The sequence below is a fragment of the Brevibacillus brevis NBRC 100599 genome, assembly GCF_000010165.1.
GTDB classification, from domain to species: domain Bacteria; phylum Bacillota; class Bacilli; order Brevibacillales; family Brevibacillaceae; genus Brevibacillus; species Brevibacillus brevis_D.
The window spans coordinates 4,461,421-4,475,391 of the sequence record NC_012491.1 but is presented as its reverse complement, the minus strand read 5'-3'; the positions used below and the strand labels follow the sequence as shown (position 1 = coordinate 4,475,391).

Annotated in this window: 10 protein-coding genes; 7 read left to right on the top strand and 3 right to left on the bottom strand. The window is 49.9% G+C overall.

The annotated features are described in order from the left end of the window. The first annotated feature begins 71 nt into the window (after nucleotides 1–71). From lepB to BBR47_RS21220, 6 genes are all read left to right on the top strand, one after another. Nucleotides 72–629, top strand: a complete 558-nt coding sequence (gene lepB, locus BBR47_RS21245; protein WP_015892475.1) for a signal peptidase I — start codon at nucleotides 72–74, stop codon at nucleotides 627–629. Nucleotides 630–727: 98 nt separating this feature from the next. Continuing rightward, nucleotides 728–2,224 carry a helix-turn-helix domain-containing protein gene (locus BBR47_RS21240; RefSeq protein ID WP_015892474.1) on the top strand — a complete coding sequence of 499 codons (1,497 nt, stop codon included), beginning with the start codon at nucleotides 728–730 and terminating at the stop codon, nucleotides 2,222–2,224. A gap of 163 nt (nucleotides 2,225–2,387) precedes the next feature. Next, nucleotides 2,388–4,058, top strand: a complete 1,671-nt coding sequence (gene hutU / locus BBR47_RS21235) for a urocanate hydratase (protein ID WP_015892473.1) — start codon at nucleotides 2,388–2,390, stop codon at nucleotides 4,056–4,058. A 5-nt stretch (nucleotides 4,059–4,063) separates the two neighbouring features. Then, nucleotides 4,064–5,338, top strand: a complete 1,275-nt coding sequence (gene hutI, locus BBR47_RS21230; RefSeq protein ID WP_015892472.1) for an imidazolonepropionase — start codon at nucleotides 4,064–4,066, stop codon at nucleotides 5,336–5,338. A gap of 73 nt (nucleotides 5,339–5,411) precedes the next feature. Further along, the gene (locus tag BBR47_RS21225; protein WP_015892471.1) at nucleotides 5,412–6,752 is read left to right on the top strand and encodes a YjiH family protein; all 1,341 of its coding nucleotides are present in this window, start codon (nucleotides 5,412–5,414) and stop codon (nucleotides 6,750–6,752) included. Nucleotides 6,753–6,825: 73 nt separating this feature from the next. Continuing rightward, nucleotides 6,826–7,464 carry a pyridoxamine 5'-phosphate oxidase family protein gene (locus BBR47_RS21220; protein WP_015892470.1) on the top strand — a complete coding sequence of 213 codons (639 nt, stop codon included), beginning with the start codon at nucleotides 6,826–6,828 and terminating at the stop codon, nucleotides 7,462–7,464. A gap of 54 nt (nucleotides 7,465–7,518) precedes the next feature. Here the strand turns inward: BBR47_RS21220 and BBR47_RS21215 are convergent, their stop codons facing one another. The 3 genes from BBR47_RS21215 to BBR47_RS21205 are packed head-to-tail and all read right to left on the bottom strand — an operon-like array spanning nucleotide 7,519 to nucleotide 11,037. Then, the gene (locus BBR47_RS21215; RefSeq protein WP_015892469.1) at nucleotides 7,519–8,955 is read right to left on the bottom strand and encodes an eCIS core domain-containing protein; all 1,437 of its coding nucleotides are present in this window, start codon (nucleotides 8,953–8,955) and stop codon (nucleotides 7,519–7,521) included. Nucleotides 8,956–8,957: 2 nt separating this feature from the next. After that, complete coding sequence (locus tag BBR47_RS21210; RefSeq protein ID WP_015892468.1) at nucleotides 8,958–10,631, bottom strand: MORN repeat-containing protein; 1,674 nt, start codon at nucleotides 10,629–10,631, stop codon at nucleotides 8,958–8,960. Nucleotides 10,632–10,650: 19 nt separating this feature from the next. After that, the gene (locus BBR47_RS21205; RefSeq protein ID WP_015892467.1) at nucleotides 10,651–11,037 is read right to left on the bottom strand and encodes a DUF4280 domain-containing protein; all 387 of its coding nucleotides are present in this window, start codon (nucleotides 11,035–11,037) and stop codon (nucleotides 10,651–10,653) included. A 170-nt stretch (nucleotides 11,038–11,207) separates the two neighbouring features. On the opposite strand from BBR47_RS21205, the gene BBR47_RS21200 reads away from it, so the two are divergent. Further along, complete coding sequence (locus BBR47_RS21200) at nucleotides 11,208–13,964, top strand: adenylate/guanylate cyclase domain-containing protein (RefSeq protein WP_015892466.1); 2,757 nt, start codon at nucleotides 11,208–11,210, stop codon at nucleotides 13,962–13,964. Nucleotides 13,965–13,971 lie beyond the last annotated feature (7 nt).

Sequence of the window (13,971 nt, the reverse complement as noted above, 5' to 3'; positions counted from 1 at the left end):
TGAGCGGATAATGTGGTATGATGGTTTCGATACCGGAAGTAGAGTGGTAAAAGGAAGGAGTGCCAAAAGAAATGAGAGAAGTATTAGGATGGATTCGATCGATAACCTTTGCTGTCGTTTTCGCTCTTGTCCTCGGAATTTTTGTATTTCAACCATTCAAGGTTGATGGGCATTCCATGGACCCTACCTTACAAGACGAACAGCGCATATATGTGTCTAAACTATCACACACGTTTTCTTATTTGCCAGATTACGGCGATATTGTCGTGATCGACAGTCGGGTAGAACGAAACCGTACATTGATGGACGATATCATGGGGCATCCCTTGGTGTCGCTGGTCACAGGTCAAGCTGATGATCACACGATGTATGTCAAGCGCGTCATTGGAAAACCAGGCGACGTACTGGAGTTCAAAGACAACAAGGTGTATCGAAACGGTGAGGCATTGAACGAACCATACATCAAAGAAACGATGGAATATGTAGCGGACGGAAAGATCACGGTTCCAGCCGATCATATTTTTGTCATGGGAGATAACCGAAATCACAGCACAGATTCCCGCGATATTGGCTTTATTCCGCTGGATCATGTGATGGGAACCATGATCGAAAATCCTCTTAAGAAGTAAGACCGTGAAGGAGAAAAGGTTGTCCATTTATGGGCAACCTTTGTTTCATAGGGAAAGATGTCTCACTTTTCTGATCGCTCTAAAAAGGAGGCCAGCTTATGCCCAGCATTTTGATAGCGGATCGAGACTCGAACGAAAGAATCGGGATCGGATGGCTCGTCAACAGCTATGCCATTCCGTATGACAAGGTGCATAGTGCCGGGACCATGGAAGACGTTTTTGAAATGATGGAAGCGCATACACCGGAAGTGCTCTGTATTGAACTAGACATGATCGGGCGCGGGCAGTGGGACCGACTGAAGCTTTTGGTGGATCAATATCGTCCGACTGTTGTGGTGACCACATCAGAGGCGACATTTGAGCGCGCGATGCAGGGAATTGGACTTTTTGCACGCGATCTATGGTTAAAGCCACAGACACCGGAATACATCAGGAGAATCCTGACGAGATGCTGTCAGGAGCGCTTGGATCGAAAGCGAGTGAACGAAGAGAAGGGAACAGGAGCGGACAAACACAGGGATGTCTCGTATCTAGACCTGTTTTTCCCCGGGCATGTACAAGCCAAGTCTTACTCGCTCATGCTGGCTCAATTGGAGGACCCGAAGCGGCATCCTGAGCTGCTGCGCTTTTTTGAAGAATATCCGTTTCGCGACAAACCTGATCTTTTGCCGTTAGGGGAGACCATTGTGGGGGTTTTTCCAATGGATGCTGCGGTCTCGCCTTCTACGCTCCACCAAATGGGCAAGCGTTTGCTGATGGACTGGGAAGCAAACAATGATGCGCCACTCTTTTTGGTCATGTATGACGCAAGTAACCATGAGCAGAGCTTGAACGAAAATTATGCGGAGGCGAGCCAAGCCCTGCAAGTGCGCTTTTTCAAAGGATATCGGCAAGTGACGGTTATGGACAATCCCGTGAATTGGACGATGATAGACCCATTTTTGACGCCCGCCGAACAGCGCACCTGGGTAGAAATGCTGGATGAAGGTAATCGGGAAGAGTTGAAGCAGTGGCTGTATACACACTTCTTTTACAAGGAAGAGCCTTATCCAGAGCCGGGATTGTTGCGTATTCGGCTGACGAGTATTTTGGCCCAAGTCAGACGGTACATGAAATCACGTGGTCTTGACTCCGCACCTTTGGAAGAAGAGTATCACCGGGTTTTCGAAACGATTCTGTACTCGCCGATCTTGTATCGGATCGTAGTGGAACTGCTGCTGTTCATCAATCAGCTTCTTGATGCTGCTCACCATCCCATCGACGAATCACGTGTGGATGTCGTGGAACAGGCGATTCGCTATATAGAAGGACGTTATACCGATCCGGCACTGCGCCTGGAGGAAGTCGCACGCTATATCGACCGGAGCCCATCCTATTTCAGTACGCTGCTCGCGCAAAAGCAAGGAAGCTCTTTCCGCCAGATTCTCACTTCCTTGCGGGTAAAAGAAGCACGTCGATTGCTTCTCGAAACATCCTTGTCTGTCCAAGAGGTGGCAGAGCGATGTGGATTCATTAACGCGAATTATTTCAGTAAAATTTTTAAGGAAAAGACAGGGACAACCCCACGTTTGTTACGAAATCAGAAGAAAAGATAGAAATCGAAAGAAAAGACAGATTTTTTCGTCAAACCATGAATGCGGTTGCAAGTGAATCGAAATTAGAGGCACCAAATCGAAAGCGCGGTGTCTTTTTTGTCTTTCCGTGCTTTTTTACAATGGAGCTAAGAAGTACATCCTTTTAGAAAAGCAGGTGGAAATGATGACGACGACACAATCCGTTGAACAATTGATCCAAGCCTTTTCCGGTACCCAATTACATACAAAGGGATGGGTGCAGGAAGCTGCGCTGCGCATGCTTTTGAATAACCTCAATCCTGATGTAGCGGAGCGTACAGAGGATCTGGTCGTATACGGCGGAATTGGCAAGGCGGCACGGAACTGGGAATGCTTCGATGCGATTGTCAAAACATTGCAAACGTTAGAGAGCGATGAAACACTCCTCATCCAGTCTGGGAAGCCAGTTGCTGTATTCAAATCGCATACCGATGCACCGCGTGTGCTGTTGGCAAACTCGAACCTGGTGCCTGCCTGGGCGAATTGGGAGCATTTCCACGAGCTGGACAAAAAGGGTTTGATGATGTACGGACAAATGACAGCAGGAAGCTGGATTTACATTGGCAGCCAGGGCATCGTACAAGGAACGTATGAGACGTTTGCAGAGCTGGCACGCCAGCATTTTGAAGGCACGCTGACTGGAACGATTACCGTCACAGCAGGCTTGGGCGGCATGGGTGGTGCGCAACCATTGGCCGTATCGCTCAATGGCGGTGTGAGCATCAATATCGAGGTGGACCCGACCCGTATCCAACGCAGACTGGACACGAAATACCTGGATGTAATGACAGCTAGTCTGGATGAAGCGATCCGTTTGGCGGAAGAAGCGAAACGTGACAAAAAAGGCATTTCCATCGGTTTGTTGGGCAATGCTCCCGAAGTGCTGGATGCCATGCTGGCTCGCGACTTTATCCCGGATGTGCTGACGGACCAGACCTCCTCGCATGATCCACTCAATGGCTACATTCCCATCGGTATGTCACTGGAGGAAGCAGCTGAACTACGGACACGCGATCCGAAAGCGTACGAATCTCGGGCAAAAGCAAGCATCGCTGAGCACGTCCGCGCGATGCTCGCCATGCAGGAAAAAGGAGCCGTCACTTTCGACTATGGTAACAACATCAGGCAGGTGGCAAAAAACGAGGGTGTGGAGGATGCGTTCCGCTTTCCTGGTTTTGTGCCAGCCTATATCCGTCCGCAGTTTTGCGAGGGCAAGGGGCCGTTCCGTTGGGTAGCGCTGTCTGGCGATCCTGAGGATATTTACAAGACAGACGAAGTCATCCTGCGCGAGTTTTCCTACAACACGCATCTGTGCAACTGGATTCGCATGGCACAGGAGCGCATTCAGTTCCAGGGACTGCCTTCCCGCATTTGCTGGTTAGGCTATGGCGAGCGTGCGCGTTTTGGTCAAATCATCAATGAGATGGTGGCACGCGGTGAGCTATCGGCCCCTATCGTCATTGGGCGTGACCATCTGGACTCCGGTTCTGTCGCTTCGCCAAACCGTGAGACGGAAGCGATGAAGGATGGCAGCGACGCGGTTGCAGACTGGCCGATTCTCAATGCCATGATCAATGCGGTAGGCGGAGCGAGCTGGGTATCTGTACACCATGGAGGCGGTGTTGGCATGGGATACTCTCTCCACGCAGGAATGGTCATCGTGGCAGATGGTACTCCAGAAGCAGCACGTCGTCTGGAGCGTGTCCTCACGACCGATCCAGGCATGGGCATCGTCCGCCATGTGGATGCAGGCTACGACCTCGCGATTCAAACAGCCAAGGAAAAAGGCGTCAACATTCCGATGATGAAGGAGTAAAAGCCATGACAAAACCTGTATGGATTCGCCACGCCAGTCAGCTTGCCACGCTGGCTGGTGGCTCCTCTTCCCCGGTAGTAGGAGCGAAAATGAATGAATTGTCGATCATCGAGGACGGAAGCATCTGGCTGGAAGACGGCGTTATCCAGCGAGTGGGAACAGATGAAGATCTGGCGCTTCACTATCGAGACCGTACGCATGAGGCGCAAATCATCGATGCTTCGGGCAAGCTGGTCACGCCAGGGCTGATCGATCCGCATACACATCTAGTGCACGCGGGCAGTCGGCAAAACGAGTTTAACATGCGGCTAAATGGTGCGACCTATATGGAGATTATGAATAATGGCGGAGGGATTCACTCGACTACCGCAGCGACCCGTGCAGCTACCCATGAAGAGCTGTTTGCCCAGAGCAAGCAGCGTCTTGACCAGTTTTTGTTGCATGGAGTCACAACCGTCGAGGCGAAAAGCGGCTACGGCCTGACACTGGAAGATGAGCTAAAGCAGCTCGAGGTCGCCAAGCAGTTGAACGAAGCACATCCCATCGACATCGTCAGTACTTTTATGGGTGCACATGCTGTGCCACGTGAATACAAGGAGAATCCGGATGCGTTTGTAGACATGGTCATCGAGGAAATGATCCCGGAGGTCGCTCGACGCAAGCTGGCTGTTTTTAACGATGTATTTTGCGAAAGAGGTGTGTTCACTCCGGAGCAATCCCGACGCATTCTCGAAGCAGGGGTCCGTCATGGGCTATTGCCGAAGATTCATGCAGACGAAATCGAACCGTATGAAGGGGCAGAGCTGGCAGCTTCGGTTGGCGCGGTATCTGCGGATCATTTGTTGCGCGCCTCAGACAAGGGGATTGAACAGATGGCAGAAGCGGGCGTCATCGCTGTGTTACTGCCTGGTACGGCATTTTTCCTGATGGCAGAGTCAGCAAATGGCAGGAAAATGATCGATCGTGGCGTGGCTGTCGCGATTTCAACGGATTGCAATCCGGGCTCGTCTCCAACGGTTTCGCTCCCACTCATCATGAATCTGGGTTGCCTGAAAATGGGGATGACGCCAGCCGAGGTGCTGACAGCAGCAACCATCAATGCTGCTCACGCAATCCGCTGCGCGCATGAAGTCGGCAGCCTTGAGGTGGGGAAAAAAGCGGATGTCACGATTTTTGACGTTCCTGATTTCATGACCTTGCAATATCGGTATGGGATCAACCACGTAAACACGGTCATCAAAAACGGAACGATTGTCGTTGCTGAGGGCAGACTGGCGTAATACGAAAGAGAGCAAAAGAAAAAACGGATAGAAGTGGAGGAGACCGGCTTGTCTTTGAAATGGGGGGACATGTATGGGCAATATTTCGAACAGCAATCTTGCGCCGCATCCTAGTCAGCAAGCCGTATCCACCACACATGCTTGGAAGTTTTTTGTTTTTAGCCTCATTGGTATTTTCGTCTTTTTTATTCCTGTTACCGTTAATGACACAAGCTCAATTATGCTCGATCATATCGTGACATGGGTTCGTCAAATCATGCCGGGTGCAATACCGGTGTACGCTTTGCTTGTGATTGTGCTTGGGGCCATTTATCCGTTTGTGACAGGCAGTTGGAAGCAGAGCAAAGTAAACCTCGTCTTTTCGGCGCTAAAAGTACTGGGTGTGCCTATCGCTCTGTTGATTTATTTTCAGGCGGGTCCTGCATGGTTGCTGGACAAGAATATGGGGCCATTTCTCTTCGAAAAGCTAGTGATTCCCGTAGGCATGGTGGTTCCGATCGGCTCCGTGTTCTTGGCTCTGCTGGTTGGCTACGGCCTTTTGGAGTTTATTGGAGTATTGGTACAACCGATCATGCGCCCGATTTGGAAAACACCTGGCCGTTCTGCAGTAGATGCGGTGGCATCCTTTGTGGGAAGCTATTCGATCGGTCTTTTGATCACGAACCGGGTATTCAAAGAAGGCAAATATACAATAAAAGAAGCAGCCATTATTGCAACCGGCTTTTCCACCGTTTCTGCGACATTTATGATCGTGATTGCAAAAACATTGGATTTGATGAATTACTGGAATCTTTACTTCTGGGTGTCGCTCGTGGTGACGTTTCTCGTAACCGCAGTGACTGTGCGTATTTGGCCGCTGTCCAACATGAGCGATGCGTATTACCAGGACAACGGCGATCCTGAAAAAGTAATCAAGGAAAAACGGCTGCGCCAGGCGTGGACGGAAGCGATGGATGCAGCGGGAAAAGCACTGCCGCTTACACGGAACATTTGGGAGAACTTGCGGGATGGCTTTATCATGACCATGAGTATTCTTCCGTCCATCATGTCGGTCGGTTTGCTCGGGTTGGTGCTGGCCGAATTTACCCCTTTGTTTGACTGGTTAGGCTACTTGTTTTATCCACTAACATGGCTCTTGCAAATTCCAGAGCCAATGCTGGCGGCAAAGGCGTCAGCGATCGAAATTGCCGAAATGTTTTTACCCGCACTCCTAGTGGTAAAAGCGCCTCTGGTCACTAAGTTTGTCATTGCCGTTGTTTCGGTTTCTTCTATCCTGTTCTTTTCCGCGACGATTCCTTGCATTTTGTCTACCGAGATTCCAATTAGTATTCCAAAGCTTCTGGTGATTTGGGTAGAGCGTACGATCCTGACGCTGCTGTTTGTTACCCCACTGGCTTTCTTTCTTCTGCCATAATCATAAAAAGCGAACGGACAATTATGGTATGATGGTGGCAGGTTCGAACAAGCAGAGGAAAGAGGGGCTAGTCATGTCAGGATTCGGAATTTTCCGTGATGTTATTACGTCAGAGCAGCAGCTGCGCGAAATGGTCGGAGAGCCAAGCCGTCTCGTACAGAACAAGGCGATACCCCAACTGGATGACCATAGCCGCAATTACATTGCCCAAGCGCCATTTCTCATCATTGCCACAGCAGACAAAGATGGCCATTGCGATGCTTCGCCACGTGGAGATGCGCCTGGCTTTGTGCATGTCATCGATGATCACCATCTGGTCATCCCTGAGCGCCCAGGAAACAAGCGGATGGACTCTATTACGAATATTTTGGTCAACCCGCATATTGGGCTTATCTTTTTGATTCCTACGCTGGAAGAGACGTTCCGCGTGAATGGCAAGGCATGCATTATTCGCGATGAAGAAATACTGGCGAAGATGGCGGTAAACGGGAAGGCGCCAACGCTCGGAATCGGAGTAAAGGTAGAGGAGTGCTTCGTCCACTGTGCGAAGGCATTTATGCGCTCTGGTCTATGGAAGCCGGAGTCCTGGCCGGCAGAGGGGACGACTCCTAATGTCGCACAAATGCTGGCGGATCATGTAAAGCTTCCGGGTGTGACGGCAAAAGAAGTGGCAGAGGGCTTGCAAGACAGCTATACGAATCGATTGTATTAAGCATAGGAAAAACGGCAGTTCTCCCATTTCGTTGTGGAGCCTGCCGTTTTCGGTTTATTCAGGGATAGGGTCGCCTACCAACCACCCAGTATTGGAGCTGCCACAGTAATAGCATTCGACTGTATAAGAGGGCATGTTCGAATAACGTATATGTTCCGGGATTATGAAGACCGGGTCGACGTTTCCGGTTCCCCCCGTTGGGGTTCCTTTTGTAATGCCCCGGAAAATTACCTTGATATCATACCCTGGCAGACTGTTCATATTGCTCAATCTAGCGGTCAGTCTAGCCTTGAGATCACCCAGTGGGGCGTTGGCCTTATTTTCGGCAGCGGTGTACGGCCAAGGGTTTTCAGGATGATACTTTTGAATGACAATGACATACTCTTTATATCGATTCGTATCCCGCCGCTTATCTAATTGACCGATCGCTTCATGAATCCGGGAGCCAATTTGGGAATCGTCATGAGAGCTGATTGTCTTGATCTCCATAGCCACACGTTTTTCCTCGTATGAAACGGTTGAATCATCCTCATCCTCCTCCAGCATGCGGTCTTCCTTAGGCGTGTCGTTTTGCTGCTCCTCCAAATAGGTGTAATCAATGTCAGGATCGTCGTCCTTATCCTTTCCGAAAAAGGGCGTGATATTTTCTCCGAATAGACGCTGTGCCTCTTCCAGTTCTGTATAATTCCCACCCGTAACCGAGAAAATATCGGAAATTTTGGCGTGCAGACTGATACCGTAACGTACTTTGTCAAAGTAGTTATCTACGTCGCCCACTTGCTCAAAAAGCTCACTTACCGTTCCTTCATCCAGGTTATTTGTTTTTTCCACATGTTTGTCCCACATTCTGCGTGCATCTTTTACATCTTCGTCCCAAGTGCCTTGGATAATCGGAGATGATACGGAACTACCAGCATCCGTACCTGTACCATCCGTCACGGTACCAACAGCTGCCAGTGACCCATAGCGATCCGCTTCCGCTTCCAGAGCCGGATCATCATTGATGGGCAAGCTGGAATCAGGAACGTTCGCTTTTACCCGTCCTTGTCGTTGCTGAACCACGTGTGTTAGCTCATGGCCGAGTAGCTGCTGACCGCTTTGCGTCTCTGGTTGATACGTCCCCGGGGCAAAGTGAATGTCATTCCCTTGGGCAAAGGCAACCGCCCCGATTTGTGAGGCAACAGACGATTCTGGATGAATCTGTACATCTGAAAAATCAGTGTGAAAAGCATTCTCCATTTTTGCTTGGACGGAATCAGGGAGGGAGCGACCGCTGCTGGAAGAGAGATTCTCCGATTTTTGCAAGGGAGTCTTCGCTAACATGCGCTGCACAGCCTGATTGCCAAGAGTCTTTTGTAGAGAAAGGATGTGGGAAGAGTGACTCGCCTTTCTTTGGACCTGGTTCATTTGGAGCATGGGTCTGGAAACAGGTGCACCCGGTTTTTTATGGGTCGCATCCATAGACGGCTTGCTAGTTTCATAGCGTCGCATGATTACACCCCCTCTACTTTTGTCACGTCCAATTGTACGGGTTCCTTTTGCTGTGCTTGATAGAAATAGAGATACAGATACGGATCGACCAAATAGCTCGTGATAGCGCCAGTGCGGTTAGCGTACGTGGAGGATGTCTTGGGCAAAATGGCCGCTTTGCTGTCGAGCTCGTTCCGATCTTCTTTGACGATCGAGATGACCTGTGGGTGATAGACGTGGACGGCAGTGACAATTTGCTTGCTAGGGTGTCCGGGTGCTGGTTCAAGTGTAAAAGCCATGTTCATTTCACGATACGCAAGTTTTTGCGGTGATAAGGTGGTATCCTTCGCTGGTGGAACTTCGGGTACTTTTTGATCAGCAGGAAGAGGGGCAGCACCTTCGAGTTCCTTCGGTGTGTCATCGTCGGGCTTGCCCATGATTTCCTCCAGCTTGCTCCGGGAGATGCCAATGAATCCTGGCAAATCAATGCGCCCTTCGCGGAAGTACCCCTTGTACAACGGCAAGCCTTCCTTGTCGTAGAGTACCCCGATGCCGTCGTAGGCACCTGCCCGAAATTGCCCTTGATACAACAGTGCGTCTTCAGCAGAACGAAGCTCTCCCGTTCCGTGATAATACCCTTCGGCAAAGCCGCCTTTATACAGTGTTATGCCACTTGCATCTTTCAGCTCGCCCTGCCCGTGATACACACCCAGCAAAAAATCACCTTGATAGATGATGCTGCCATTGGTGGAGAATTTGGTTCCGGCTCCATTGAAGTGCCCGTTTCGAAAATGACCTTCATACACGAGCTTGCCATCCCGATCAAAAAGACTCCCGGCCCCGTTGTATCTGCCGTCCACAAATTGACCTTTATACTGAGCGAGCCCGTTTTCGTAGTAATCAGTTCCTTCGCCGCCGTAGAATCCATTGTCAAACAGTCCGTCGTAGAGTAGCTTTCCATCCTTCGTAAAAAGTCTGCCAGCTCCGTTGTACACCCCATTTTTAAAAGCGCCTTCGTATTTGATTGCGCCATTTGTGTACAATTCCTGACCGGCTCCATCCAGCTTCCCATTTTTGAAATTTCCCTGAAAAACAACTTGCTGGTTGTCGTTGAACAACGCTCCTTGACCAGCGTATACCCCATTTTCAAACCCGCCTTGATAGACGAGAACGCCTTTCCGGTATCCTTTGCCGAAGCCTTGCGGAGTGCCGCTTTTAAACTCGCCGCTGTATAGAAGCTTCCCATTGTCGTCATAGAGCTCGCCTTTTCCGTCATACAGACCATCCACGAGCTGGCCCGAATAGATCATCGTGCCTTCCGGGTTGTAAATGATCGCCAGACCGGTGTCGGAAATCTGTTGATTGGGAGTTTTTAAATGAATGACGATGGGACGTTGCAAAAAGCGGTTAAGGGCATCGGGAGGGTTGATGAACAGAAAGTAGGCCAGGACAAGGAGGAATAGTCCTGTCAAAATGAGAAAGCGTTTGGCGATGTAAAAACGGCCGATATGCACGTAATCGTTGAGTGAAGTTTCTTTTTGGGTGAATAGGCCGGCAATGCCGTTCTTGATCCAATCGAGGGCTTGCTTGGGGAGGGCGGCTCCTTTTTTTATCCAATCCTGCCCCCATTTTTTGAGCGGCTGGGTGAGCGGGTCGACAATCGTTTGTTCCGTTAGTTTTTGGAGTTGTTTGTCCATATCGTAACCTCCCTACCTGTCAGGGAACCTGAATCGTCGCTTGTCCGGGGTTCGTGATCGAAATGACGCCACCCCAGCTGCACATGAGCTTGGAGGTTTGATTGAGGGCAGGCATGTTGGCCACGAGAACAGTAGGGGAGCCAGGAACCCAAGGGGCGGCTGTGACAGGAACGCAGGGGACCGGAGTGAAAACGCCCAGCTTCGCCGCTGTGGCTGCTGCGACCTGAGGGTTGGACATCGTATTGCACATCCCGAATGGAAGGACGTTTACCATCGGTTTATTGTCCATAATGTTTGCGATCGGCATACTGGTTGTGACGCGATTCACCGGGAGCACCATGAGTGAACTGGGAGCAGCACCAAAGCTGCACTGTAGCATGGCTCCTCCGCAGACGAGTTGTCCCATGAAGCCAACTCCTTTTCATAAGTCATCTGGTAAGATATTGAAAATCAATCTGTATAGTAGTATAAATGTCAAATAGAGAAGATGTATAGCGAAATTTGTAATTTTTAGTATAATGTTGCTTGGTATCATTTTCGAAAATACGTTTTCGAGAGATGGGAGAACCGCAAACGATGGGAAATAACAAGAAGTATTCCTGGTTGACCGGACTGCTGATTGTATTTGTTGGGATCGGCTTGCTGCTCGCTTGGAACATGGATAGAAGCGGGAAGCAGGACGAACCGTTTCAAGGGATCAACAGCATCGCGGCCAATAGTCAAAAGGATGTCGTCCTCATAACGGATGGACACCAAAAGCTGACTAGCCTTTACCCCGATCGGACGCTACGGTACCAGCAAGTCCTGGAGCAAAATCCAGAAGAAGGCTTGGAAAATTTCACAGAGGTAGCCATCGACGAAGAAGGACATGCGTACGTGCTGATCACAAAGCTTGATAGCTTTGGCTTGCGGACCGTATCCGAGAGAATCGTGCGAATGTCGCCAGATGGAGAAATCGAACAAGTCGTGTATGAAGATTCCTATGGAGCGAACAGCCCGTACAAGCGAATTGGCAAGGTACGCTCCCTGCAAGTTGCGAAAGATCGTCTTTATTTTTATGTTTATCAACATCCTGAAGTGATTGCCTATCAATTTGTACCCTCTGATTCACCCCCCACACAACTCTATCAAATCCAATTGCCTAATGAAGTATACGTTAATGAAATCACAGGAGTAGACCCGCGTCATACCTATGTCACTACCAAGCGTGGAGAGTTTTTTCAGGTCGACGTTCCCCAAGGAAGCGGGGAAGCTCAAGTGAAAGGTCCGCTCTACATTCACTCCGAACGCTCGGAAACGAATCGTACCGTCCCCGATCATGTCAAAGTGGGGCCAGCAGGTCGTCTTCTTTTCTACAATTCTGATCAAAATGTCATTGAACGCTTCGATCCCGCACATCCAGATGAAATCGCCTTGATAGTGCCTTCCAAAACATTCGAGCAGATCAACTCGAGCGATAGCAGTGCCCTAACGGCGTTTGCTGTAACTCCCCAGTATCACATCGTAGTCGCCACAGATAGTCAACTCGCTTTCCTGGATCAACAAGGAAATGTGATGACCAAGCTCACGTCCCCGTCTGTATCCGAAAAAGACCGCTTGAAGGAATGGACCTGGTGGACAGGATTGGGCGTGGCAATTCTCCTGTTTTGTGTCATTCAGTTTCTGTTGTTTCGCCTCTTCCGGATTCCGTTGATTATCAAGCAAACGATTGTGATAGCTCCGCTCATTGTTGTCCCTGTATTCCTTCAACTGGAGGGAACGAAGCTGACCTTCTCGTTTATGGAGCAGGAAAATCAAACCGATCTTCGTCTCCAAGCCTATGTTATTTCTACGCTGATCGAAGGGGACAAGCTGGATGGAATCAATGGAGCGATTGATTACATGAATGCGGACTATCAAGCCGTACAGGCCAATCTGAAAAAACTGGAGGTCCCCGATGATGTGAATGTGAACAGGGGGCTGTATAAAACGATTTACAAATACACAGATGGCGAATTGTTTCTCATGATGGATGACAATGACAGCGCAGAAGTGTTTGAGAATGTGGCCATTGATGACGAGTTCCGCAGTGTGGTCATGAAACGGGAGATCGTCTCGGGTAAAGCTCAGGATCGGACAGGCTACTGGATGTACGCGATGGCCCCGATATACAGCTCCTCAGGCAAGCTATCCGGTGTGTTGGAGCTAGGCAGGGAAATGAACGGGGTCCGCATACAGCACAACGAAATGTCCCGTGAGCTAGGCCGTGGCGCTGCACTGGTCTGGTCGATTTGTGCGAGTCTATTCTTCCTTTTCTCGTGGCTGACATACCGAAACATCCGCAATCTCCAAACGAACGTCTCCCATATGGGAAAAGGCGACTACAGTGTGGTGGCCAGGGTTCGCTCCATGGATGAAATTCAAAAGCTGGCAGAAAGCTTCAACCAAATGGCAAAGCGCATTCGTCAGTACATTTCGAATATCACGAGGATGAGCGAGGCCAACAATCGCTTTGTGCCGCAGCAGTTTATCCATTTTCTCGGGAAGGAAAGCATACTCGACGTAGAGCTGGGTGATCAGGTAGAGCGGGAAATGGCCGTTATGCGGATGAGTCTGCAATCGTTTCATGCCATCTCCCATCGTCTGCGACCAGAGACGACCTTCCGCGTCATCAATGCGTTTCTCAAGCGGTTTGCTCCGATTGTAAACGAGAATCAAGGGATGATTACGGAATATCTCGATCCCGGGGTGCTTGCTGTTTATTCAAGAGAGGCAAAAGACGCGTTGGATGCGGCGGTACAGATGCGCCGTACGTTAGCAGACTATAACGAGCAACGGGCAGAAAAAGGATACGATCCGATTGAATTGCGGGTTGCGCTGCATCACGGTCCGCTGATGTTGGGGATTATTGGCGAGGCGACGCGTCTGGAGGCTGCGATTATATCGGATCATGTCCGCGTGGTGGAGAAAATGGAAAAGATGGCGGAAACACTCGGGGCCTGCATCCTGATGTCCGATTCGCTGTTTGCCGAGATGGGAGAGAGTACATCGTATCGATATCGTGATTTAGGCTGGGTGCATATCGAGGGAGAGGCTCAGCCGATGCATTTGTACGACGTATACGAGGGGGACGCTGACCAGATTCGTACGCACAAGGATGAGACGAAGGAATTGTTTGAGCAAGCGATTGTGATGTATCAGAATGGGAGATTTCACGATGCACGATCCGCTTTTCTGTCCGTCATCAAGCAAAATCGCTGGGATCAGGCGGCGCGACAGTATTTCTACTTATGTGATGAATACGCGCAAAAAGGGGCCGAACAAAATTGGTCTGGCGAGTTGAAAATATCGTAGGAGCGGT

Bases quoted from the DNA above. Each gene is read 5' to 3' on its own strand.
- BBR47_RS21205 (WP_015892467.1), bottom strand. From the start codon at position 11,037: ATGGGACAACTCGTCTGCGGAGGAGCCATGCTACAGTGCAGCTTTGGT.
- lepB (WP_015892475.1), top strand. From the start codon at position 72: ATGAGAGAAGTATTAGGATGGATTCGATCGATAACCTTTGCTGTCGTT.
- hutU (WP_015892473.1), top strand. From the start codon at position 2,388: ATGACGACGACACAATCCGTTGAACAATTGATCCAAGCCTTTTCCGGT.
- BBR47_RS21220 (WP_015892470.1), top strand. From the start codon at position 6,826: ATGTCAGGATTCGGAATTTTCCGTGATGTTATTACGTCAGAGCAGCAG.
- BBR47_RS21240 (WP_015892474.1), top strand. From the start codon at position 728: ATGCCCAGCATTTTGATAGCGGATCGAGACTCGAACGAAAGAATCGGG.
- hutI (WP_015892472.1), top strand. From the start codon at position 4,064: ATGACAAAACCTGTATGGATTCGCCACGCCAGTCAGCTTGCCACGCTG.
- BBR47_RS21210 (WP_015892468.1), bottom strand. From the start codon at position 10,631: ATGGACAAACAACTCCAAAAACTAACGGAACAAACGATTGTCGACCCG.
- BBR47_RS21200 (WP_015892466.1), top strand. From the start codon at position 11,208: ATGGGAAATAACAAGAAGTATTCCTGGTTGACCGGACTGCTGATTGTA.
- BBR47_RS21225 (WP_015892471.1), top strand. From the start codon at position 5,412: ATGGGCAATATTTCGAACAGCAATCTTGCGCCGCATCCTAGTCAGCAA.
- BBR47_RS21215 (WP_015892469.1), bottom strand. From the start codon at position 8,955: ATGCGACGCTATGAAACTAGCAAGCCGTCTATGGATGCGACCCATAAA.